Here is a 22,445-nt window from a genome sequence, read left to right on the forward strand (position 1 = left end):
TTCCCGGGCGACGGGCGGGGAAGTGGTCCAGGTGTGATCAGCGGCCGGCGAGCGTCCCTCCGCCTGGTCGGCGCACTCGCGATCACCCAGACCGCTGGATACGGCGTGCTCTATTACGCGTTCTCGGTGTTCATCAGCCCGATGGCCCGCGACCTCGACGCGGGGGTGGCCCAGCTCACCGGCGCGATCACGCTGGCCGTGCTGATCTCGGGGCTGGTGGCGCCGCTCGTCGGCCGGTGGCTCGACCGTCATGGTGGGCGCGGGCTGATGACGGCCGGCTCGGTGCTCGGCACCGCCGCCGTGCTCGCCTGGTCGCAGGTCCACACGGTCGCGCAGCTCTACCTGGTCTGCGCGGCCCTCGGCGTCGCCTCGGCCATGGTTCTGTACGAGGCCGCGTTCGCGGTGATCGTCGCCTGGTTCGACGCGGCCCGCCGGGCCCGAGCGCTGCTCGCGGTGACCGTCGTCGCGGGCTTCGCCTCCAGCATCTTCCTGCCCCTCACCGGCTTCCTCGTCGACAGGTACGGCTGGCGGCACGCCCTGGTGGTGCTGGCCGTCGGCTACGCGGTGACCACCATCCCCCTGCACGGCCTGGCCGTACGCGGGCGACCGGTCCCGGTCTCCGCCCACCGGGGCGAGATCGTCGGCTCGGCGGTGCGCGAACGCCCGTTCTGGCTGCTGGCCGCCGCGTTCCTGACGCAGACCGGCGCCGTGGCGGTCATGGGGGTGCTGCTCGTCACGTACCTGATCGCGCTCGGTCACCCGCCCGTCTTCGCGGCCGCCGTCGCGGGACTGCTCGGCGTGCTGTCGGTGACGGGCCGGGTGCTCACCACCGGCCTGCAGGCCCGCTGGCCGGTCTCGCGGATCACCGCGGTGGTGTTCGGGCTGCAGGGCGTCGCCGCGGTCCTGCTGCCGCTGACCGGGCGGGGCGTGCCGGGCGCGATCGGCTCCGTCGTGCTGTTCGGGCTGGGGTTCGGCGTGGGCACGATCGCCCGCCCGGCACTGCTCACCGAGAGGTACGGAACCGCCGCGTACGGGTCGCTGAGCGGGGCGCTGGCTCTGCCCATCACGGTCGCCAAGGCGCTGGCCCCGCTGCTCGCGGCCGGGCTGGCCCAGGTGGCCGGATATCCGGCGGTGATGGGCGCGGTGGCGGCGGCGTGCGCGCTCGGCGCGGTGTCGCTGGTGGCCTACGATCGCCGTGGGCGAACAGGGCCGTCGCCCGCGGGCGAACACGTAAGGTAGCCGTATGGATACCCCCATCGAGGTCCTGCGGCGCGTGTTCGGTTACGACTCGTTCCGGGCCGGCCAGCAGGAGATCATCGAGCACGTCGTGGCGGGCGGCGACGCGCTCGTGCTCATGCCGACCGGTGGCGGCAAGTCGCTGTGCTACCAGATCCCGGCGCTGGTGCGCCCCGGGATCGGGGTGGTCGTCTCGCCGCTGATCGCGCTCATGCAGGACCAGGTCGACGCGCTGACGGCGCTTGGCGTCCGGGCGGGGTTCCTCAACTCGACCCAGGAGTTCGACGAGCGGCAGCGGGTCGAGGCGGCGTTCCTGGCGGGCGAGCTCGACCTGCTCTACCTCGCGCCCGAGCGGCTGCGGGTCGACTCGACGCTGCGGCTGCTGGCCAAGGGCGAGATCTCGCTGTTCGCCATCGACGAGGCGCACTGCGTCTCCTCGTGGGGGCACGACTTCCGGCCCGACTACCTGGCGCTGTCCGAGCTGCACGAGCGCTGGCCCGAGGTGCCGCGCATCGCGCTGACCGCGACCGCCACGCCGGCCACGCACGCCGAGATCTCCTCTCGACTCGGCCTGGAGCAGGCCCGCCACTTCGTGGCGAGCTTCGACCGGCCCAACATCCACTACCGCATCTCGTCCAAGAACGAGCCCAAGCGGCAGTTGCTGGAGTTCCTGCGCACCGAACACCCCGGCGAGGCGGGCATCGTCTACTGCCTGTCCCGGTCCTCGGTCGACAAGATCGCCGATTTCCTGGTCGACAACGGCATCGCCGCCGTCCCCTACCACGCCGGTCTCGACGCCCGCACCCGCGCCGCCCACCAGGCCAGGTTCCTGCGTGAGGACGGGATGATCGTGGTCGCGACGATCGCGTTCGGCATGGGCATCGACAAGCCCGACGTGCGTTTCGTGGCCCATCTCGACCTGCCCAAGTCGGTCGAGGGCTACTACCAGGAGACCGGTCGGGCCGGGCGCGACGGCCTGCCCGCCACCGCCTGGCTGGCCTACGGCCTGCAGGACGTCGTGCAGCACCGGCGGCTGGCCATGGAGGGTGACGAGGCCCACCGGCGGCGGCAGGTGCTCCACCTCGACGCGATGCTGGCCCTGTGCGAGACCGTCGCGTGCCGCCGGGTGATGCTGCTCGACTACTTCGGCCAGCAACGCTCCGAGCCCTGCGGCAACTGCGACACCTGCCAGTCGCCGCCCGAGTCCTGGGACGGCACGGTCGCCGCCCAGAAGGTGCTCTCGACCGTGCTGCGGCTGGCCCGCGAGCGGCGGCAGAAGTTCGGGGTCGGCCAGATCGTCGACATCCTGCTCGGTAAGAAGACCGCCAAGGTGCTCCAGTTCGGCCACGAGTCGCTGACCGTGTTCGGCGTGGGCACCGAGCTGACCAACACCGAGTGGCACGGAGTGGCGCGCCAGTTGCTGGCGCAGGGGCTGCTGGCCGTCGAGTCCGACTACGGCGCGCTGGTGCTCACCGACGCCAGCGCCGACGTGCTGCGCGGCGAGCGCCAGGTGCGGTTGCGCCGCGACGCCCAGCGGCCGGCCCGCGCCAAGTCCTCCAGCGGCGCCGGTGCCCGGCCCGTGGTGGAGTTGCCCGAGGAGGCGGCGCCGGTGTTCGAACGGCTCCGCGCCTGGCGGGCCGCCACGGCCAAGGAGCAGGGCGTGCCCGCCTACGTGATCTTCCACGATGCCACGCTGCGCGAGATCGCCACGGCCTCGCCCGCGTCACTGGCCGACCTGGGCCGGATCAGCGGCGTCGGCGAGAACAAACTGGCCAAATATGGGGAGCAGGTGCTGGAGACGCTCACGTCTTCCTGACCTCCGGCGACCCGATAGTGGGCGGCTGCGGGGTGGCCTCTGAAATGGGCTCCGGAGAGCGGCTGGAGGCGACACCGAGGGAGGCCCTTGCAGGTGGCTCGCGCCTTCAAAGGCACTGTGAAGGCGCTTTTTGGGGCTTCGCGGAGCTCTGAAGGGTGGCGACGGCCGCACGAAGAACGGTCGTCGCCACCGCGCTGCTCGCCACTTCGGCGATCAGCTCCATTCCACATTAGCCGGACCAAGCGCGCATCCTGCACTTCTGTCCATATGAGCGGCGTGTTCCCTTTTCGTCAATGGGCCGGCCGTCGCCGCCGAGCTCGGCGGCGCGGTCAGAGTCGCGGACGCCGTCGGGGTCGCGGACGCGGGCGGGGTCGCGGACGCGGGCGGTCGCGGACGCGGGCGGGGGCGGGGTCAGAAGCGGCAGGGCGGGCTCCAGCCGGGGTCTCGGCCCAGGAAGGCCAGCAGTCGGTCTTCGGCGGACGCTCGCCACGGCTGGTTGATCGGCTCGGCGAAGCGCTCCGGGCGGTCGGCGTCCGTGACAAGGGCGTGGGCGCGGCCGAGCAACGCGGCCGCCATCAGAGCCGGCATGGGGCGGGAGCGTCCGCAGGCGCGGGCGAGATCCCATGCGTGCACGGCCACCTCGACGGCACCGACCTCCGTCACCGTCCTCGCCGCCATCGGGCAGCCCTCGATGGTCACGACGTGATCGCGCACCTGATGAGCCCATGCACCGAGCAGTTCGGCCGCCCGATCCCGCAGCACCAACACCGGATCCCCTCTCCTGCTGCCCTCCCGGCTCCCACGGCCACCAGAGTGCCCACTGGCCTCACCGCCCCACCGACCACCCCGTTCGTCACTGGACCCGCCATCTCGTTCGCCACCCACCTCACCAGCCCGCCGACCATCTTGTTCGCCACTGGCCTCACCGCCCCAGTCGGCGCTCGTCCCGCCGCCGGGCTCGGCACCGACCCCACCGCCGGGTTCTCCACTCCCCTGGGCGCGGAGGGCGGTCCGGGCCCCATTACCGAGGGTGATCTGGGCGAAGGTGGCAGCCTCGTTCAGGGTCGTGAGTGAGTCGTCCAGGTGGGCCAGCAGATTCGCCACGTCCCAGTCATGGCAGGGCGTGGCGCGGTGCAGGTCGTCCCGGTTGATGACGCTCAGGATCCCCAGCGCGTAGCCGATGGCACGTTCGAGCAGGCTCACCCCGTCGAGCAGCGGGTCGGCCGTCACGGCGTCACCCCGAAGGGCCGGAACTCCAGGTTGACGACTCCGGTCGTCGTGGCCTCATGGCCGATGCTCTCGTTCACCGAACCGGGCCGCCTGCCAGCAGGGCGCGCGGCGGCGCCCGGACAGGTGCGCAACTCCCCCATGTCCACCTCCTCGTCAGGTGTACAGACGAGGCGGGCGCGAGGAACTCATCGGACACCGGGCAGGGTCCACGCGGCAGACGGCCCGGAGAGAAGAGATCAGCCAGACAAAGGGGCGCGCACCTCATGTCGCAATCGCCGACATTCGCCCCTCAGATCCGGCAATTCCCTATCGACCTTCAGCCAACAATTGCCGCGCATCCCTATTTTCTGCTGACGTACCCTTAAGGCCATGGATCCAGGCCGCCCCCACGAATGGGACGATCGCGGAAGAAGGCGCACGGTCGTGACCGGATGCCTGGTCATGTGCGTGATAGGCGGCATTATCTGGCTCATCCCCTTGAGTGTGATCCTGTATTTTATCTTTCGATCATAAATAACCGTTCTTAAACGTGCGACACGCAGCGGCACCTGTGACCCGAGCGCAGGAATATTCGACAGGACGGCCATCACATCGGCCTGGCGTCCTGTCAAACCACGCCGATTCGGCGGGACAACATGCGGCCGGCGAAGCCGCCATACATTCGTCGACTCGCGGGATGGCATGGCCGCGGACGCGGTAGAGCACTGGCTCGGTGGGCGCGCCGGAAGCGAGACCGGTTCTGGACACGGTCGGGGGCGTTCGTGGCCTGGACGACGAGGCGCGCCGCTTCGGCGGATCTCGTTGACGGCTGGGTCGATCAGGAAGCACGGCGCCCGCGGACGGGTGGGCGAGGGTGGCTCGGCCACCCATCGACCATCTGGACTGTTTGTCCATTATGGACATATGATCCAGTGATGGGTGCTGTCGAGAATGAGGGTCACGACCCGCGCGTGCCGCTCTGGACCCCGGTCTGCCAGGCCATCGCCGCCCTCCTCAGCCCCTACGCCGAAGTCGTGCTGCATGACCCCGGCACAGATCGAGTGCTGGCGATCTGGAATCCGATGACCTCGCGTGGCCAGGGAGATCCATCCCTGTTGGGCGAACTCGACGACCTCGACCCATCGGGAAAGGACGTGTACGGACCGTACGAGAAGCTGCTCGCTGACGGCCGCCGGCTGTCCTCGGTCAGCGCGATCCTGCGCGACGCCCAGGGCGAGCCGTCGGCGGTGCTGTGCGTCAACCTCGACCGCACGCCACTGGAACAGGCCGCCGCCGTCCTGTCGACCTTCGCCGCGCCGACCGTGCAGCGGCCTCAGCCGCTGTTCGAGCAGGACTGGTTCGAGCGCATCCAGCATGTGATCGGCAGCCACGTCCGCGTCACCGGCCGTCCCGTCGAACGCCTGAGTCGCGAGGACCGCCTGACCATCCTCCGCCGGCTGGAGCAGGACCGGGTCTTCGCCGTGCGCCGGGCCGCACCGGTCGTCGCCGGCGCCCTCAAGATTTCCCGCTCCACCCTCTACGGCCTGCTGGCAGAGCTGCGAGCATCACGCGCGAAGGAGTGACCACCATGACCGCACTTCCCGACTTCCGTCTCGAAACCTACTTCTCCCAGTGGGAATTCACCGCCCGCTACCACTTGACGGCCTCCGACGCCCAGACCATGACGCTCGCCGAGTTGCTCACCTTCGCCGACGACGCCGACCGCAGCGCCTTCCACCACCTGTCCCTGGGCTATACCGAGACCTTCGGCGACCCGGCCCTGCGCGACGTGATCGCCGACACGTATGACCATGCCGACGCCGACGACGTCATCTGCTTCGCAGGCGCCCAAGAGGCTCTCTACCTGGCGATGAAGGTCTTGCTCGGTCCCGGCGAACATGCCGTGGTGCTGACGCCGAACTACCAGTCCGCCGAGACCGTTCCCCTCGCTCTGTGCGAGGTCACCGGAGTGGCTCTGGATGCCGATCGCGACTGGGCGCTGGACCTCGACAAGGTGGTGGCGGAGATCCGCCCCAACACCCGCCTCATTTCGGTCAACTTTCCCAACAATCCCACCGGCAAGGTCATCGACGAGGCCGACTTCGCCGCACTGGCACGTCTGTGCGACGAGCGCGGCATCCACCTGTTCAGCGACGAGGTCTACCGCGGCCTCGAACGTGACCCCGCCCGCACCCTGCCGCAGGCGGCTGACCTGTCCGAGCACGCGCTGTCCCTGAACGTCACCTCCAAGGCCCTGGGCCTGCCCGGGCTGCGCATCGGCTGGATCACCTGCCGCGACCGCGACCTGCGTGCCCGCCTGGAGCGAGCGAAGCACTACACCACGATATGCAACTCCGCACCCAGCGAAATTCTGGCCCGCATCGCGTTGAAGGCCCGCAACTCGATCTTGGACCGTAACCGCGACCTCATCACGGCCAACCTGCCGGCCTTCGACGCCTTCTTCGCCGAATTCGCCGACGACTTCGACTGGCGCGCACCCGACGGCGGATGCGTCGCCTATCCCCGCTACCGCGGGGCCGACGGCGTGGAAGCATTCTGCACCCGCCTGGTGCGGGAGGCCGGCGTCCTGCTGCTGCCCGCGAGCATCTACCGCTCCGAGCTCACTGCCACCCCTGCCGACCGGTTCCGCATCGGCGTCGGCCGGCGCGACGCCGAGGAGTGCCTGACCGCCTTCGCCCAGTGGATGCGAACCAGCCGATGAGCCTGCCCGTCTTCGACACCGCCGCCATCACCCAGGTCGCCACGGCGCCACTGGTCTTCGCCACCATCCGAGACGCGCTGATCGCGCACGCCGAGGGCCGCACCACCGTGCCACCACCGCTGCACATGGCCTTTCCCGACGCCGGTGGAGACTGCCACGTCAAAGCCGGCTCGATCACCGGCGCTCCCGACTTCACCATCAAGATCGCTACTGGTTTCTACGGTAATCCCGACCGCGGTCTGCCCTCCAACCACGGCATGGTCTGCGTCCTCGACGCCCACACCGGACAGATCCGCGCCCTCCTCGACGACCACGGTCTGCTGACCGCCTGGCGCACTGCCGCGGCGGGCGCGCTCATCACCGACGCGATGGCCCGGCCCAGCGCTACCACCCTCGCCGTCTTCGGCACCGGAGACCAGGCACGCCTCCAGGCGACGTGGCTGGCCGACCTCCGCCCGCTCGACACGGTCCTCGTACACGGCCGCAACCCTCTCAGAGCCCAAGCTTTGTGTGACGAGCTCGACGAGCACGGCCTGAAGGCCCGGCCGGCCTCAGCGCCCGAGGCCGCCACCGCTGACATGATCATCACCACGACGGCGGCGACGACCCCGGTCCTGGACGCCGCTCATGTCCGCACCGGCGCCCATGTCACCGGCATCGGCACCGACATGCCGCACAAGAACGAGCTACCGCCGGCACTCTTCGGCCGCGCACAGCTCATCGCCACCGACGACCACGCCCAATGCCTCGACCACGGCGATTTCGCCCACGCCGTCCGCGCCGGAGCCTGCGCTCCCGACAGCGACATCGACGCCGGCAAGCTGCTCGCGGCCCCTCCCCACCGGACCGACACGGCCATCACCATCGCCGACCTGACCGGTGTCGGGGCACTCGACGCCGCACTCGCCTCAGCCGTCCTGAACAGGCTCCTGGCGCAGCCCCTCGGCCACGGCCCAGTGCCTTCGCCCTGATGTCACACATTGACCGGGCTATCTCGTCTTGAGAAGGAAGGGCCTTTAGCGACAGGAGTGTGGACGTGAACGAGCACACCGCCCCCCATCAAGTTGTCCTGATCACCGGAGCGAACAAGGGAATCGGGCTCGCGACAGCCGAGCAGTTTGCCGCGCTGGGCATGACGGTTCTCATCGGGGCGAGAAACAGGCAGCGTGGCGAGGATGCGGCAGACGCGGTGCGCGAGGCGGGCGGGGCCGCACACGCCGTCACCTTGGACGTCACCGACCCTGTCACCATCAAGGACGCCGCGGCGTGGATCGAGCAGCGCTTCAACCATCTGGACGTGCTGGTCAACAACGCCGGTATCACCGGCTCCGGGCAGGTCTCACCGCAGGACGCCGTCGACCAGATCCCCAGTGGGGTCGACCTGGACATGGTTCGTCAGGTGTTCGAGACCAACGTCTTCGGAGTCATTGCGGTGACCAACGCCATGCTCCCGCTGCTGCGGCGCTCGTCAGCGGCGCGTATCGTCAACCTCAGCAGCGGAGCCGCGTCACTGAACATCACCAGCAATCCCTACGGGCCGCTGACGGGACTGCCGCCGTCGGCGGCGTACGCGCCGTCCAAGTCCGCGCTGAACGCGCTGACCGTGCAGTACGCCAACGAACTGCGTAAGGACGGCATTCTGGTGAACGCGGTATCACCCGGTTACGTCGCCACGGACATCAACGACCACAGCGGGTACCTCACCCCAGCGCAGGGCGCCGCGGTCGTGGTCAGCCTGGCCACACTCGGCCCGGACGGGCCCACCGGCGGGTTCTTCAGCGACGACGGACCGGTGCCCTGGTAGCGTCCGGTGCGGCAGAACAGCCTCCGGCGTGAAAGTCGACCTTGGTCGACCTTCACGCCGGAGGCTGTTCCAGTAGTGGATCACTGGCGTGGTCCACTACTGGATGATCTCTGAGTGGGGTCGTAGTGAGTTGACCGCCCCTCCGGGACAGCACACACGGGCAGCGGACTTGGTCAACGGATGGCGTAGATCCGGTAGTTGACGTGGTTCAGTGACAGCTCATTGATGGCCATCGTGATGGTGCCGTTCAGCCATGCGTAACGATCGGCGCCGGTCTCGAAGAGTGGCGCCGACCTGGCATGCATCTGATCCCAGGCGATGGTCTCGCCGGCCATCAGCCGGTTGATCGCGACATCCGACAGGCCGGCCCTGCCCGTCGAGGTGACATACACCAGTTCGCCGTCGTGGGTGAGGATCGTGGCCCGGACGTCCATCCGGGCGATTCCGTCGGTGCCCAAGGTGATCCAGTCACCGCCTCCGGCGAGAAACCCGCCACGGAACCGAGGGCCCTCGACAGTGCCGTGATCGATGACCGCGATGATCCGTGTCGCCGCCGGCGTGGCGATGGTCCGCACCGACGCGAACGTGATGGCGAAGTCACACAGATGCTCGGCCTTCAACGCCGTGGCGACCGGATCGGTGTCGAGCAGGTTCATGGGTCTCCTGAATGGCGAAACTGACGGGCGAAACTGAATGGCGGAATCTGGTTAGCGGAATCTGGTTGGCGAACAGAGGCGCCGGGCCAGTGACCAGCGAGCCGGGCCAGTGACCAGTGAAAGGAAAGGCCGACGCGCTCGGCTCCGAACGGTGCGGTCGGCAAGCGCCGTCAGTTCCCCCGGTCACCGGACAGACGACGCGCCCTACTCGCTTCACGCACGATCGCCCAAGCATCCGCCACTGGCCCTAGATGTCGGAGTTTGTCCGGATTGATCATCGACCGGATCGCCTGGACCTGCCCGTCGAGGATCTCGACGGCGAGCGTGACGAAGATCTTTCCATCCCGGTCACGAAGAATCACGCCTGGCTGGCCGTTGATCTGGCGCGGCTGCACGACACCGCCGATGTCCACGAAAGCCGAGGTGATCGCGACCAGTACGCGTGCGACGGGCTCGGGGCCGATGATGGGATTCCACTGCGGAGCCTTGCCGCCACTGTCACCGACCATGTACACATCGGCGGACAAGAGCTCGCGCAGGCCGTCGACGTCGCCTTCCCGGAAGGCGACGAAGAAACGCTCGGCAAGTCGCTCACGTTCCTCGTGGTCGACCTCGAACCGGGACCGGCCCGCCTCCATGTGCCGTCGTGCACGCACTGCGAGCTGGCGGCAGGCCGCCTCCGAGCGGCCGATCGCCGCGGCGATCTCGGGAAAGCCGAAGTCGAACACCTCGCGGAGCACGAACACCGCCCGCTCCAGCGGAGACAGGCGCTCCAGCAGCAGCAGCGCCGCCATGGACATCGAGTCGGCCAGCTCCGCCGCCCGTTCCGGATTCTGGTAGGGGTCGGCGAGCAGCGGCTCGGGGAACCACAGTCCGACGTATTCCTCCCGCCGGACCCGGGCTGAGCGCAGCACGTCGATCGAGATCCGGGTCACCGCGGCCGACAGGAACGCCTTGGCCGAAACGGGTTCGGTCGTCGACGTCTCGTAGCGCAGCCAGGTCTCCTGGACGGCGTCCTCGGCCTCGCTCACGCTGCCGAGGATCCGGTAGGAGATCGAGAACAGCAGGGATCGCAGCGGTTCGAACTCCTCCAGGCGATTCAAGTCAGTGCCTCCTTGAAGCCCTGCCGCCAGGAGGGGTAGCGCGGCTGCCAGCCGAGCTCCCGCTTGGCCTTGGCGTTGGAGAAGCCGCGTCCCGCGGTCATCATCGTCACGGCCGCCTCTCCGGCCAGCAGCCGAGCCAGCCAGCTGGGAATCCGCAGCGGCGGCCTGGCCCCCGCGCACGCGGCCAGATGCGGCAGCCATTGATTGGCCGGGGCCGGCTCATCGTCGACGATGTTGTACACGCCCTTCGCCCTCTGCTCCACAGCCAGGACAGTCGCGCTCGCGGCATCCTCCACATGCACCCACGAGCTGTGGCCGGCACCGCCTCCCACCACGGGGTACTGCCACTTGCGCACAAGCTCGACCTGATCGTCGATGGCGCCCGGCCCGTACAGTCCGCCGTAGCGCAACACGGCGCCATCCGCCTTGAGGACGGCCTCCTCCAGGTGGCGGATGGCGAGCGCCCCCTGGTGCATGATCGTGCCCACCCCCAGGTCCAGCGGGTCCTCCTCGGTCTTCACCCATCCGCCCTGACGCAGGCCGTTCCAGCTGGCGTAACTTTGCGCCACGATGTGGCCCACACCTGCGGCATCGGCGGCTGCCAGCAGGTGATTCGTGCCCTCGACGCGCAACCTGTCGGTGAGGGCGAACCAGCGGTCGAAGTGCTTCATGTCCGGCTTGCCGGCGTGCGCCGGCGAGATGGCGGTCATCTGGTGCACGATCACGTCTGGGCTTGCCATGGCCACCGCCTCGCCCACCGAGGCCGCGTCCAGTCCGTCCATCACGACTGCCTCGGCACCCAACTTTTCCAGCATGTCCATCTTGGCCGGACTCGTCGCGGTCGCCGTCACGTGGTGACCTCGTGCCACGAGCTGGGGCACCAGTCGCCGTCCCACGACACCGGACCCTCCTGCCACGAAGACCCGCATCCTCATCACCTACCTGTTTTTGAAGTCCGCTGTGATAGGAGACGAGGCAGCACGACCGTTTGTGACATCAAGCCGCCGAGAAAATGACGCGACCCGTCCGGCCGCGGGCCAGGCCGGGTGGCGGCCCAAGACCACCTGATGGACAGGCGTCGGTCGTGTCCCTCGCCGAGCGAGACGGGCTAACGCGCATCGAGCACTCCTCCTCACTACCTTTTTTTGAAGTGCTAACTTAAGATTCAGGAAACAAGTAGCTACTTCATCGAGAAAATCGGGATCAAGGTGGCGACAGTGAAGATCGGCTACGTGCTGCCGACGCGCGAGCGGGCCGTCCTGGGCGAGCATGATCCGGCTCCCCTCGTCAGACAGGCGCAACGGGCCGAGCGGCTCGGCCTGGATTCGGTGTGGGCGGGCGACAGTCCGCTGGCCAGACCTCGAGCCGATCCACTGATGCTGCTGGCCGCCGTGAGTGCGGCCACCGAACGGATCGCACTCGGAACGGCGGTTCTCCTACCGGCGTTGCGGCATCCGATTCTGCTCGCTCATCAACTCGCCACCCTCGACCGGCTGTCAGGAGAGCGGTTGATCGCGGGCATGGGCGGCGGCTTCCCACGCGCGGACACCGCGGCCCAATGCGCGGCCATCGGGGTCGACCATGCCCGGCGCATCAGCCGCATGGAGGAATCGATCACCGTCATGCGACGGCTCTGGTCCGGAGAGTCGGTGTCCCACGAAGGCCGGCACTTCGGCTTTGACGACGTCCGGCTGGTGCCCGCGCCCCTTCGCCCGTCCGGCCCCGAAATCTGGCTGGCCGGCAGCGGTCGCCCCGCGCTGAGCCGGGTGTCCCGCCTTGCTGATGGGTGGCTCCCCTACTCGCCCAGTCCGACGACGTACGCGACGGAACGCGAAATCGTCGAGCAGAGTGCGGCTCGTCCGATCACCCCCGCCTTCTACGCCACCTTGACTCTCGACGAGGATGCCGAACGCGCACGTCAAAGCCTGCGCGCCAGCATCGAACGCTACTACGACACACCCCTCGAACTGGTCGAACAGGTCCAGGCCCTATTCGCCGGCACCGCGCGCGACGCCGCCGGATGGCTGGCGGGATACGTGGCAGCCGGAGCCCGCCACCTCGTGATCCGCCTGGCCGCCGACGACCAGGAGACGGGTTTGGAAGAACTCGCCGACCGCGTTCTACCCCTGCTACGCACGGAGGAATACCAGTGACCACGTTCGTTCTCGTTCACGGCGCCTGGCATGGCCCATCGTCCTGGGACCGTGTTGTCCCGGTGCTGCACGCCGCGGGAGCTCGCACCCTGACCCCGGATCTCAGCGACCCGGGCGACCACGGCCTACATGATCACGCCGAAGCCGTCGTCGCCGAAATCGACGCGGCCGATGACAGGGACGAGCTCATCTTGGTCGGGCACAGCTACGCGGGACTGGTCGTGCGCGAGGCCGCCGACCTGCGCCCCCAGGCCGTCGACCACATCGTCCTGGTGGACGGATGGGCGGGCGCCGACGGGGCCGGCATGCTCACTCTGGCGCCGACGGAATTCACCGTCGCGGTGCTCACGGCCGCGGAAGCTCATGGTGACGGGCGCCGCATCCCGGCCCCGCCTCCTGAGCTCTTCGGCGTTGTCGATCCTGACGACGTGGCGTGGCTGGCGCAACGCCTGCTGCCCCAGCCGCTGCGCACCTTCACCGAGACGACCCACCTGAGCGGAGCGGTCGACCGGATTCCCGGGACCGCCATTTACTGCACTCCGCAGACCTATCCCTTCGACCGTTTCGGCAAGGAGGTCGGCTATCGGACGCTTGCCATGGAGGCCCCCCACGACGTCATGCTCACCCACCCCTACCAGCTCGCCCGCCTGCTCATGGAGACGACTCAGTTCGGAAGCAGGAAGCCCGAAGTTTAGAATGAAGAGGTGGAGCAGCGAACGTATAGACAGTACTGCGCGACCGCCCGCACCCTCGACCTCGTCGGCGAGCGCTGGACGCTGCTTCTCATCCGCGAGCTGCTGACCGGCCCCAAGAGGTTCAGTGATCTGCAGGCGAGCCTGCGCGGCCTGGGAACCGGGCTCTTGGCAGCTCGTCTCAAGCACCTGGAACACGAAGGGCTCGCCCGCAAGATCACTCTCCCGCCACCCGCCCGCACCTCCGCCTACGCGCTGACGGAGGCAGGCGAGGAGCTCGCCCCGGCGGTTCTGGAACTGGCCCGCTGGGGCCTGAAGTGGGCGATGGGCGAGAGACGGGAAGATGAGACATTTCACCCCGGCTGGGCCGTGCTGGGCCTGCGGGCCTGTTTCGACGCCGACGCCGCGGCCGGGGTGCGCCTGGTGTGTGAGTTCCGCATCGATGACGAGGTCTTTCACACGCGCGTCGACGACGGGACGATCGAGGCACTGAACGGTCCGGCCCAACATCCCGATGCGGTCATCACCATCGGCGAAGACGCTTTCGTCGAGGTCATCGGTCTGACGTTGCCGCTGGCGGAGGCGGTCGCCAGCGGAGCCGCCGACGTGAGCGGCGACCGCGAGCAACTGAGCCGGCTGACTCGGCTGTTCCGGCTGCCGCCGCACCGTGCCCGTCCGGCGGAACAGCCCGGTTGATCGCGCTGTGCCCGCCGGCCCATCACCGCGGGGTGCGCGGCCGAAGTCGGTGGCGGTGCGATCGTCGGCGCGTGGTCTCGTGGTCAGCGCATCATCGCCTGCAGCGCTGTCTCCACAGCGTCGACCAGCAGGTCTCCCTGTGTGCCGGGTCGGCGTACGAGACCGATCTCGATGTCCGGCAACGGCGGCAGGAGGTGGGGCGCCGACACGATCGTCAGGTCGGGGCCGACGTTGGCCGACAAGAAGGCGCTGACGCCGAGCCCGGCCCGCACCGCCGCCTGGACGCCGGCGAGTCCGGTGCTCTCGAAGGCCACCCGCCACGCGCGGCCCGCCTGGTCCAGCGCCTGGAGGAGCGAGGAACGCCAGCGGCAGGGCTGGGAGAACAGCACCAGGGGCAGCGGGTCGGCGTGCAGGTCCATTCCCGGGCCACTGACCCAGACCAGGGGGTGCCGTGCCAGCCATCGTGGCGGCTGGGAAAGATAGCCGACGTCGGTCAGGGCAAGCACGATGCGTCCTTCCGTCATCGCCTCATGCATGCGAGGCCCTGAAAGGATCATGACTTCGAGCGTGACCTCGGGATGCAGGCGAGCGAAGTCCGCAAGCAGCTGCGGCACCCGCGCGACGGCCAGGTCCTCCAGGATCCCGATGCCGCAGTGGCCGGTCAGGGCTTCACTCGTGCTGCGCAGGGCCTGTGCGGACAGTGCGATGATGCGCTCGGCGTAGGGCAGCAGGGTCTCCCCGGCTCGGGTCAGCGAAACTCCGGTGGAGGCGCGGTGCAGCAGTGGCTGGCCGATCGCCTGCTCCAGCCGGCGCAACTGCTGGCTCACACCAGGCTGTGTGTGCTTCAGGGCACTCGCCGCACGGCTGATGCTCCCGGCTTTGACCGTGGTGACGAACGCCCTCAGCAACATGACATCCAGATCTTTGGCCATAACGAATCATTATGGCCCTTCCAACAGTTTGCCCACTTCCTTAGAGCCTGTGGGTGGCCTAGCGTGACGCCGTCACCGCACGGCGGCTGACATGGACTGCCTGACCAGGGATGAGAGAAGGGCCGGCGATGACGGATAACGGCGCACGAGCGAGGACCGCCGTCGATGATCTGGCGGAGACCTATCTCGCGCAACACGCTGCGCTGGATCCCATCATGGCCACCGAGCTGGGGATGGCCGAGCACAGGACGGAGCTACCGGATCTTTCGCCCGACGGATTAGCTGACGTGTCCAGATTGCGGCGCCGGACACTGGCAGCCCTGCAGGGCGTCGTCCCCAAGGACAGTGTCGATCGGATCACGGTGGCGGCGCTGCGGGAGCGGCTGCGGGCAGCCGAGGAGCTGAGAGAGACGGGCGCCGAGGAGTCGCAGCTCAACAACGTGAACAGCCCTCTGCAGAAGATCCGGCTGGTCTTCGACCTGATGCCGAAGGAGACGGCGCAGGATTGGGTGGCTGTCGCGGACCGGTTGATGCGGGTGCCGGTGACGATGGACGGCTATATCGCCTCACTGCGCCACGCCGTCTGGCGGGGTGACGGGATCGCGCGGCGTCAGCTCAACGTCGGCATCGCTCAGTGCTCGGCCGTCTTCGCCGACGACGGGTTCTTCGCCGACCTGGCGGCACAGGCCGGGCGCACGCAGGGGCTGACGCCCGCCCTGCTGAAGGAGGTCGAGCGAGGCGCCCGCGTCGCGAGGAGCGCGTACGCCCGCGTAGCCGATGCCCTGGCCGGGGACCTGCAGGACAAGGCCGTCGACAGGGATGGCGTCGGACAGGAGCGATATATCCGATTCGCTCGCTCAAGTCTCGGCATGTCCATCGACATCGACGACACCTATGCCTGGGCACGAGGGGAACTACGCCGCATCGACGAGCAGATGAAGAAGTTGGCCGAGCGGATCACGCCGGGAGGTTCGATCCAGGAGGCGATGCGTGTTCTGGACGCCGATCCGGCACGCCAACTGCACGGCACCGAGGCCCTGCGGGCCTGGATGCAGCACACCTGTGACGAGGCCGTCGGCGTGCTGGGGGCTGGGCACTTCGACATTCCCTCGCCGATTCGAGCGGTGGAGTGCATCGTGGTGCCGACCGGCGGGGGGATCTACTACACCGGGCCCAGCGAGAATCTGTCCCGCCCTGGACGCGTGTGGTGGGGGGTGTCGCCGACCGCGACGGAATTCACGACCTGGCGAGAGCTGAGCACCGTCTATCACGAGGGTGTGCCGGGCCATCATCTCCAGGTGGCTCAGACCGCTCACCGGCACCACGACCTCAACCGCTGGCGTCGGCTGGCCTGGGTCGACGGTCATGGTGAGGGATGGGCGCTGTACGCCGAGCGCCTGATGGCCGAGTTGGGCTTTCTCGACGATCCGGGAGATCGTTTGGGCATGCTCGCCAGCCAGGCCTTCCGGGCTGTGCGCGTCGTCATCGACATCGGCATGCACTGCGGCTTGCCGGCCCCCGGCGAGGCGGGGGGCGGTTCATGGACCTACGACAAGGCGTACCGCCTGCTGCGCGCCTACTCCACGAAGAGCGAGGAGCGGGCCCGCTTCGAGATCGACCGCTACCTCGGCCTGCCGGCGCAGGCCTCTTCGTACAAGATCGGCGAGCGGAGTTGGCTGCGGTTGCGGGAGGCGGTCCGGCTGCGCGAGGGCGCTGCGTTCGATCTCACCGCCTTTCACCGCGAAGCCCTGAATCTCGGCGGCGTCGGTCTGAGCATTCTGCATGACGCGATGCTAGGCGAGGACGGGGACGAGCGGCACGCGGATTCCAGCCGCAGGAACGTGGAGTGACGCCGCGTTCCCGGCAGCGGCGGCGATCGATCGGCCCGAGAAAGATCGACTTGAGAAAATGACGATGCTTCGTGACCGACCTTCAGCGCGACAACCTGCGTCAAACAAGGTGAATGCTTTCCGACTCCGTCTCGTGCGGGGTTGCCGTCTGAACCTGTGACCGTACTGGAGCAGTGATTTGACCCCCTATCGCCCACGCCGGACCCGCTCCCTCGGGGTGACCGAGACACGCGGATGGAACGTGAAGGTCATCGGCATCACGGCCGGCCAGGACCTGCCCGGCGACTTCGAGGTGGAGGCCGCGATGCTGGCGGCCGAGCGGGAGCTCCCCGAACGGGAGCTCCCCGAGCGGGCCGGCATCGCGTTCGTCGTGGTGCACCGCGGCACCGAGGCACTGTGCGTGAACATCTGCTGGTGGCAGGCCGACATCCTCTATCACCGGGTGTGGCGGGCCGGCCTCGGCACCACCGAGCTGGTGCGGGCGCCGGCCGACGGGCCGGCCGCGTGCGTGTGGGAGCTGCTGGCCATCGACCACGAGCGGCGGGCCTGGGTGCGGCACGTGCTGGCCCGTCCCGATGACCCCGACTACATCGGCTACCTCGCCGCGGACCCGCTGGTCGAGGCCGCCTGACCACCCACCCAGGCCGCCGCGCCCGCGTGTAGGCGGCCTGACCACCCACCCAGGCCGCCGCGCCCGCGCCCGCGTGTAGGCGGCCTGACCCGTGCCCGCGCGCCGGCCCGCCGGGCGGTTCAGGCCAGATCCTCGGCGTCGTCGAGCTTGAGGCGGCCGCCCTGTTCGTACGCCTCGGCGAACGCCTGCTCGCCCAGCGCCTCGCGGGCCAGGGCGGTGGCGTGGTCGATCTCGGTGTGGTCGGGCGGCCCGGCGGGAGTCTGGTTGGCCCGCCTGGCCTCGGCGGCCAGGCCGAGCAGCCGGGCGGCCCCGTCGTGGCGGCCGGTCGCGGCCAGCGCGGCGGCCAGCCCCTCCACGGCTCGCACGATCGAACGCGGATCACCGATCTTCCGCGAGGCGGCGTACGCCTCCAGGTGCAGCTCCCTGGCCCCCTGCGGGTCGCCCCGCGTCGCCCGGATGAAGCCCAGCTCGATCAGGGCCGTGGGGAGCTGCAGGGCGGGCCGGTCCGCCGGATCGCGCGACACTCCGTCGAGCAGCCCCGTCAGGTGGGTCTCGGCCAGGTCGAGCCGTCCGGCGCGGCGCGCGGCGCAGCCCAGCCCCATCGCGGACATGAGCCGCCCCTCCCGGTAGCCCTGCTCGATCGAAAGGCGCAGCGCGCGTCCGCACAGCTCCATCGCCCGCTCGTACGCCCCACTCCGCAGCGCGACCCAGCCCAGCCAGGAGGTGCGCCGGGCGACCTCGGGCCACAGGCCCAGCTCCTCGGCCAGGCGCAGGCTCTCGGTGAACAGCCGGGCGGCTCGTTCGGTGTCACCCGCGATCTCGGCCTCTCCGGCCAGCCACTCCATGGCCTGGAGTTGTCCCCAGCGGTCGCCGAGCTTCCTGAACAGACGCAGGCTCTCCTCGCCGTCGCGTTCGAGGGCGCTCAGGTCGCGCTGCGTGTAGGCGTTGCGCGCTCGCCTGCTCAGCGCCGTCGCGATGCCCCACTCGTCGCCGATGGCGCGGCAGGTGGTCAGCGCGGAGGTCACCAGGTCCTGCTCGACGGACATCTCCGCGGCGGACAGCGCCAGGAACAGCTCGGCGCGGGCCCGCTCGCGAGGATCGCGCACCGCGCTCGTGTCCCAGGTGACGTTCTGGTCGAGCATCAGCGCGAACCCCGCGTGCCACGCGGCGGCCCTGGCCCGGCCGGGCGCCTCGCCTTCGACGGCCAGCGCCGCCTCCAGCGACCGCCGGGCGTCGGCCGGTCTGCCGCGCAGGAACCAGTACCAGCTCAGCGCGTTCGCCAGCCGGAGCGCGTCGCCGGCGTCGCGTGTGCGGGCCAGGGTGTCGAGCGCCGCTCGCAGGTTGGCCGCCTCCGCGTCGAGCCGCCGCAGCCAGGTGCCCTGCTCGGGGCCGTAGAGGGCGGGCTCCGCCCGCAGGGCCAGCGCCAGGTGGTGGCGGGCGTGCGCGTGTCGTACCGGCTCCAGCTCGCCCGCGTCGGACAGGCGGTCGAGGCAGTAGGCGGCCACCGACTCCAGCAGCCGGTAGCGGACACCCGCCGGGCTCTCGGTGACGACCACCAGCGAGCGGTCGACCAGCCGGGCGATCAGGTCGAGCACGTCGAGCCCGTCACCGCCGCAGACCTGCTCGGCCGCCTCCAGCGTGCAGCCGCCCGCGTGGACGGCCAGGCGGCGCAGCACCACGCGTTCGGGCTCGGTCAGCAGCCGCCAGCTCCAGTCGATCACCGCCGTGAGTGTCCGCTGGCGCTCGGGCGCGCCGCGCCGGCCGGAGGCGAGCAGCCGGAACCGGTCGTCGAGCCGGTCGAGCACGCCGCGCACGCCGAGCGCCCGCACCCGGGTCGCCGCCAGCTCCAGCGCCAGCGGGATCCCGTCGAGCCGGCGGCACAGCTCGGCGACCGCGCCGGTGTTCGCCTCGTCCAGCGTGAACCCGGGCGCGGAGGCGGCGGCTCGTGCCACGAACAACCGCACCGCGTCGGCCCGCCCCACCCGTTCGATTTCCGTACGAGACTCCACCCCGGTCTCCGTACGGGACTCCGCGCCGGAGGACGGGCCGGGCTCGGAAGGCGTGGGGAGGCTGAGGGGCGGAACGCTCCACAGAGCCTCGCCGGGCACGGCCAGCGGCTCGCGGCTCGTGGCCACGACGCGAAGGCCGGGAGCCGCGCGCAGGAGCCTCTCCGCCAGGGCCGCGACCTCCTCGACCAGGTGCTCGCAGTTGTCCAGGACGAGCAGCAGCCGCCGGGCCCGCAGCGCCTCGGCCAGCCAGTCGGCCGGGTCCGCCCGCTCTGTGCCGTCGCGGATGTCGAGCGCCGCCATGACGACCTCGGCCGCGGAGCCGGTGCCCGGGTCGAGCGGGCCCAGCTCGACCAGCCACACTCCGTCCGGGAAGTCGCCGAGCGACCGGGCGGAGACCTCCACCGCCAGCCGCGTCTTGCCCACGCCGCCGGTGCCGGTGAGGGTCACGAGCCGGTGGGCGCGCAGCAGCGAGCGCACCTCGGCCACCGCGCCATCCCGCCCGATCAGCTCGCTGAGCGCGGCGGGCAGGTTGGTGGCGGGCCGCTCGGCGCCGCCGCCCAGCGCGGGGTCCTGCGTGAGGATCGCCTGGTGCAGGCCGACGAGCTCGGGCCCGGGGTCGAGGCCGAGCTCGCCGGCGAGCAGGTCGCGCAGCTCGCCGTAGCCGGCGAGCGCCTCGGCCTGCCGGCCGGTGCGGTAGAGGGCGCGCATGTGCGCGGCGCGCAGGCGTTCCCTGAGCGGGTGGCGGGCCACCAGATCGCCCAACTCGCCCACCAGCAGGCCGTGCTCTCCGAGGTCGAGACGGGTGTCGGCGTACTGTTCCAGAGCCGACAGCCGCTGCTCGGTCAACCGGGCGATGGCGGTGCGGGTGAACTCCTCGTCGGCGAAGTCGGCGTAGGCCGGACCTCGCCACAGCCCGAGCGCCTCGGCCAGCAGATCGGCCCTGGCGCGCGGACTCTCGGCGGTCTCGGCGCGGGCCAGCAGCGCGGCGAACCGGGTGGCGTCGACCGCGCCGGTGTCGAGCAGGTAGCCGGGGGCGCGGGAGACCACCAGGCGTCTGCCGCCCGGCTCGGCCTCCTCCAGCGTGCGGCGTAGCTGCGAGACGCGCACCTGGAGCGCCGCGGCGGGGTTGCCCGGCGGCTCGCCGCCCCACAGGTCGTCGACCAGCCGGTCGGCGGACACGACCTGTCCCTCGTGGACGAGCAGGTCGGCGAGGAGCGCGCGCACCTTGAGACCCGGGACCGTGACGGTGTCCCCGGCGTCGGTCCAGACGGCCAGCGGCCCGAGCACACCAAAACGCACGTTCGATATTTTATGCGCCGCCTTAAGCCCACGAGAAGAAGTCCTTAAGCGCTTTCGCACACTGTTTCCCCACAACCGTATGCCGCAAGGAAAAGGGAAGGCTTGATGGACACCGCAACCCTCGCGGGACGACGGGAGTGGATCGGACTGGCCGTGCTGGCCTCGGTCGCCCTGTTGCTCTCACTCGACGTCAGCGTGCTCTACCTGGCACTGCCACATCTCAGCGGAGATCTCGGGGCCACCGCGCCGCAGCAATTGTGGATCATGGACATCTACTCGTTCCTGCTGGCCGGTTTCCTGGTCACGATGGGCACGCTGGGCGACCGGATCGGCCGCCGGAAATTGCTGCTGATCGGGGCGGCGGCGTTCGGCGTGGCCTCCGTGGCCGCCGCGTATTCCACGACCGCCGAGATGCTGATCGTGACCCGGGCGCTGCTGGGGATCGCCGGGGCGACGTTGATGCCGTCGTCGATGGCGTTGATCCGCAACATGTTCACCGACACCAAGCAGATGGGCGCGGCCATCGGGCTGTGGTTCGGCTGCTTCATGGTGGGCATGGCGCTCGGGCCGCTGGTCGGCGGGCTGCTGCTGGAACACTTCTGGTGGGGCTCGGCATTCCTGCTCGGCGTGCCGTTCATGGTCGTGCTGCTGCTCACCGGCCGGACGTTGCTGCCCGAGTATCGCGACCCGGAGGCGGGCCGGCTCGACCTGGTCAGCGTCGCCCTGTCGCTGGGGACCATCCTGCCAATCATCTACGGGCTGAAGGAGGTGGCCAGGGGCGGCTGGCAGCCGCTGCCCCTCGGCGCCGTCGTGGTCGGCCTGGTGCTCGGCGTGGTGTTCGTACGACGGCAGCGCAACCTGGCGAACCCGCTGCTGGACCTGCGGTTGTTCGACAACCGTGCCTTCGCGACCACGCTGTCGCTCCTGCTGCTCGGCGGCATCGTCATGGCGGGCACCACGTTGATGTCCACGATGTACCTGCAGATGGTGGAAGGGCTCTCACCCCTGCGGGCGGGGCTCTGGCTGCTGCCGCAGAATTTCGCCATGATCGTCGCTCTGGCGCTCGGCCCGGCGCTGACCCGCTGGATGCGTCCCGCGTACGTGATGGGCATCGGGCTCGTGGTGGCGACGCTCGGGCTGGTCGTGCACACCCAGGTGCCCAGTTCGGGCGGCACCGGGTTGCTGGTGATCGGCCTGGCTCTGGCCTCGGCCGGCATCGCGCTGCCGATGAGCGTGGGTAACAGCGTGATCATGACGGCGGCCCCGCCGGAGAAGGCGGGTTCGGCGGCGGCGCTGTCGGAGACCGGCGGCGAGTTCGGGGTGGCCGTGGGCGTGGCCGTGCTGGGCAGCCTGGGCACCGCCGTCTACCGCGCGTCCCTGCCGGAGACGCTGCCCTCGGAGAGTGTCCGCGAGAGCATCACCGCCGCCCTGGGCGTGCCCGAGGTGCTGGACGTCGCCCGTGCCGCCTTCACGACGGGTCTCAACGCCGTGGCGCTGACCGGGGCGCTGATCTTCGCCGGTCTCGCGGTGCTCACGGTCGCGTTGCTCAGGCGGCACACCATGGAGGAGCGGGTCACCACGTGAACGGACGAGGCGCGCACCGGGCTGAGCGGCACCCGGTCCGCCGGCGCACCTCG

19 protein-coding genes are annotated in these 22,445 nt (G+C 69.8%); 12 read left to right on the forward strand and 7 right to left on the reverse strand.

Annotated features, from left to right (window positions below; translation table 11 throughout):
* Positions 1 to 33 precede the first annotated feature (33 nt).
* Together AC5L3X_RS09510 and recQ are read left to right on the forward strand one after the other, a co-directional pair.
* Positions 34 to 1,239 (forward strand): MFS transporter, encoded by a 1,206-nt coding sequence (locus AC5L3X_RS09510; RefSeq protein WP_494856410.1) that lies wholly within the window; start codon positions 34 to 36, stop codon positions 1,237 to 1,239.
* A gap of 4 nt (positions 1,240 to 1,243) precedes the next feature.
* A complete protein-coding gene (gene recQ / locus AC5L3X_RS09515) occupies positions 1,244 to 3,052 on the forward strand; it encodes a DNA helicase RecQ (protein WP_494856412.1) in 1,809 nt (602 codons plus the stop codon).
* A gap of 411 nt (positions 3,053 to 3,463) precedes the next feature.
* Here the strand turns inward: recQ and AC5L3X_RS09520 are convergent, their stop codons facing one another.
* The gene (locus AC5L3X_RS09520) at positions 3,464 to 4,282 is read right to left on the reverse strand and encodes a DinB family protein (protein ID WP_494856413.1); all 819 of its coding nucleotides are present in this window, start codon (positions 4,280 to 4,282) and stop codon (positions 3,464 to 3,466) included.
* Positions 4,279 to 4,422 carry a hypothetical protein gene (locus AC5L3X_RS09525; protein ID WP_494856415.1) on the reverse strand — a complete coding sequence of 48 codons (144 nt, stop codon included), beginning with the start codon at positions 4,420 to 4,422 and terminating at the stop codon, positions 4,279 to 4,281. Before AC5L3X_RS09525 ends, AC5L3X_RS09520 begins: the two co-directional genes overlap by 4 nt.
* Positions 4,423 to 5,196: 774 nt before the next feature.
* On the opposite strand from AC5L3X_RS09525, the gene AC5L3X_RS09530 reads away from it, so the two are divergent.
* The 4 genes from AC5L3X_RS09530 to AC5L3X_RS09545 all read left to right on the forward strand — a co-directional run bounded on the left by AC5L3X_RS09530 (position 5,197) and on the right by AC5L3X_RS09545 (position 8,787).
* On the forward strand, positions 5,197 to 5,844 hold the full coding sequence (locus AC5L3X_RS09530; RefSeq protein ID WP_494856416.1) for a helix-turn-helix transcriptional regulator: 648 nt from the start codon (positions 5,197 to 5,199) through the stop codon (positions 5,842 to 5,844).
* 5 nt (positions 5,845 to 5,849) lie between these two features.
* On the forward strand, positions 5,850 to 6,983 hold the full coding sequence (locus AC5L3X_RS09535) for an aminotransferase class I/II-fold pyridoxal phosphate-dependent enzyme (RefSeq protein WP_494856417.1): 1,134 nt from the start codon (positions 5,850 to 5,852) through the stop codon (positions 6,981 to 6,983).
* Positions 6,962 to 7,954 carry an ornithine cyclodeaminase family protein gene (locus tag AC5L3X_RS09540; RefSeq protein WP_494856418.1) on the forward strand — a complete coding sequence of 331 codons (993 nt, stop codon included), beginning with the start codon at positions 6,962 to 6,964 and terminating at the stop codon, positions 7,952 to 7,954. Before AC5L3X_RS09535 ends, AC5L3X_RS09540 begins: the two co-directional genes overlap by 22 nt.
* A gap of 65 nt (positions 7,955 to 8,019) precedes the next feature.
* The gene (locus tag AC5L3X_RS09545; protein WP_494856419.1) at positions 8,020 to 8,787 is read left to right on the forward strand and encodes an SDR family oxidoreductase; all 768 of its coding nucleotides are present in this window, start codon (positions 8,020 to 8,022) and stop codon (positions 8,785 to 8,787) included.
* 173 nt (positions 8,788 to 8,960) lie between these two features.
* Here the strand turns inward: AC5L3X_RS09545 and AC5L3X_RS09550 are convergent, their stop codons facing one another.
* The 3 genes from AC5L3X_RS09550 to AC5L3X_RS09560 all read right to left on the reverse strand — a co-directional run bounded on the left by AC5L3X_RS09550 (position 8,961) and on the right by AC5L3X_RS09560 (position 11,481).
* The gene (locus AC5L3X_RS09550; RefSeq protein ID WP_494856420.1) at positions 8,961 to 9,443 is read right to left on the reverse strand and encodes a DUF3237 domain-containing protein; all 483 of its coding nucleotides are present in this window, start codon (positions 9,441 to 9,443) and stop codon (positions 8,961 to 8,963) included.
* A gap of 170 nt (positions 9,444 to 9,613) precedes the next feature.
* Positions 9,614 to 10,546, reverse strand: coding sequence for an RNA polymerase sigma-70 factor (locus tag AC5L3X_RS09555; protein ID WP_494856421.1), 933 nt, complete (start codon positions 10,544 to 10,546; stop codon positions 9,614 to 9,616).
* Positions 10,543 to 11,481 (reverse strand): NAD-dependent epimerase/dehydratase family protein, encoded by a 939-nt coding sequence (locus tag AC5L3X_RS09560; RefSeq protein WP_494856422.1) that lies wholly within the window; start codon positions 11,479 to 11,481, stop codon positions 10,543 to 10,545. The genes AC5L3X_RS09555 and AC5L3X_RS09560 overlap by 4 nt, the downstream gene beginning before the upstream one ends.
* 282 nt (positions 11,482 to 11,763) lie before the next feature.
* Here AC5L3X_RS09560 and AC5L3X_RS09565 point away from each other — a divergent pair, with 282 nt between their 5' ends.
* Genes AC5L3X_RS09565 through AC5L3X_RS09575 form a run of 3 tightly spaced genes read left to right on the forward strand, consistent with a single transcriptional unit; the run spans position 11,764 to position 14,087 of the window.
* Positions 11,764 to 12,699 (forward strand): LLM class flavin-dependent oxidoreductase, encoded by a 936-nt coding sequence (locus AC5L3X_RS09565; RefSeq protein WP_494856423.1) that lies wholly within the window; start codon positions 11,764 to 11,766, stop codon positions 12,697 to 12,699.
* On the forward strand, positions 12,696 to 13,394 hold the full coding sequence (locus AC5L3X_RS09570) for an alpha/beta fold hydrolase (protein ID WP_494856425.1): 699 nt from the start codon (positions 12,696 to 12,698) through the stop codon (positions 13,392 to 13,394). Before AC5L3X_RS09565 ends, AC5L3X_RS09570 begins: the two co-directional genes overlap by 4 nt.
* Before the next feature lie 9 nt (positions 13,395 to 13,403).
* Positions 13,404 to 14,087: a winged helix-turn-helix transcriptional regulator gene (locus tag AC5L3X_RS09575; RefSeq protein WP_494856426.1), complete on the forward strand. Its 684-nt coding sequence runs from the start codon at positions 13,404 to 13,406 to the stop codon at positions 14,085 to 14,087.
* A gap of 83 nt (positions 14,088 to 14,170) precedes the next feature.
* Here the strand turns inward: AC5L3X_RS09575 and AC5L3X_RS09580 are convergent, their stop codons facing one another.
* Entirely contained in the window at positions 14,171 to 15,019 is an 849-nt protein-coding gene (locus AC5L3X_RS09580; protein WP_494856427.1) for a LysR substrate-binding domain-containing protein, read from the reverse strand.
* 128 nt (positions 15,020 to 15,147) lie between these two features.
* Here AC5L3X_RS09580 and AC5L3X_RS09585 point away from each other — a divergent pair, with 128 nt between their 5' ends.
* The gene (locus AC5L3X_RS09585) at positions 15,148 to 16,869 is read left to right on the forward strand and encodes a DUF885 domain-containing protein (protein WP_494856428.1); all 1,722 of its coding nucleotides are present in this window, start codon (positions 15,148 to 15,150) and stop codon (positions 16,867 to 16,869) included.
* Positions 16,870 to 17,110: 241 nt separating this feature from the next.
* Positions 17,111 to 17,500: a hypothetical protein gene (locus tag AC5L3X_RS09590; RefSeq protein ID WP_494856430.1), complete on the forward strand. Its 390-nt coding sequence runs from the start codon at positions 17,111 to 17,113 to the stop codon at positions 17,498 to 17,500.
* A gap of 119 nt (positions 17,501 to 17,619) precedes the next feature.
* Here AC5L3X_RS09590 and AC5L3X_RS09595 read toward each other — a convergent pair whose 3' ends face one another.
* The gene (locus tag AC5L3X_RS09595; RefSeq protein WP_494856431.1) at positions 17,620 to 20,808 is read right to left on the reverse strand and encodes an AfsR/SARP family transcriptional regulator; all 3,189 of its coding nucleotides are present in this window, start codon (positions 20,806 to 20,808) and stop codon (positions 17,620 to 17,622) included.
* Between the two features lie 105 nt (positions 20,809 to 20,913).
* On the opposite strand from AC5L3X_RS09595, the gene AC5L3X_RS09600 reads away from it, so the two are divergent.
* Complete coding sequence (locus AC5L3X_RS09600; RefSeq protein WP_494856433.1) at positions 20,914 to 22,392, forward strand: MFS transporter; 1,479 nt, start codon at positions 20,914 to 20,916, stop codon at positions 22,390 to 22,392.
* Positions 22,393 to 22,445 lie beyond the last annotated feature (53 nt).

This window comes from Nonomuraea sp. CX421, assembly GCF_059358955.1.

Bases quoted from the DNA above. Each gene is read 5' to 3' on its own strand.
- AC5L3X_RS09535 (WP_494856417.1), top strand. From the start codon at position 5,850: ATGACCGCACTTCCCGACTTCCGTCTCGAAACCTACTTCTCCCAGTGG.
- recQ (WP_494856412.1), top strand. From the start codon at position 1,244: ATGGATACCCCCATCGAGGTCCTGCGGCGCGTGTTCGGTTACGACTCG.
- AC5L3X_RS09560 (WP_494856422.1), bottom strand. From the start codon at position 11,481: ATGAGGATGCGGGTCTTCGTGGCAGGAGGGTCCGGTGTCGTGGGACGG.
- AC5L3X_RS09530 (WP_494856416.1), top strand. From the start codon at position 5,197: ATGGGTGCTGTCGAGAATGAGGGTCACGACCCGCGCGTGCCGCTCTGG.
- AC5L3X_RS09585 (WP_494856428.1), top strand. From the start codon at position 15,148: ATGACGGATAACGGCGCACGAGCGAGGACCGCCGTCGATGATCTGGCG.
- AC5L3X_RS09525 (WP_494856415.1), bottom strand. From the start codon at position 4,422: ATGGGGGAGTTGCGCACCTGTCCGGGCGCCGCCGCGCGCCCTGCTGGC.
- AC5L3X_RS09550 (WP_494856420.1), bottom strand. From the start codon at position 9,443: ATGAACCTGCTCGACACCGATCCGGTCGCCACGGCGTTGAAGGCCGAG.
- AC5L3X_RS09580 (WP_494856427.1), bottom strand. From the start codon at position 15,019: ATGGCCAAAGATCTGGATGTCATGTTGCTGAGGGCGTTCGTCACCACG.
- AC5L3X_RS09600 (WP_494856433.1), top strand. From the start codon at position 20,914: ATGGACACCGCAACCCTCGCGGGACGACGGGAGTGGATCGGACTGGCC.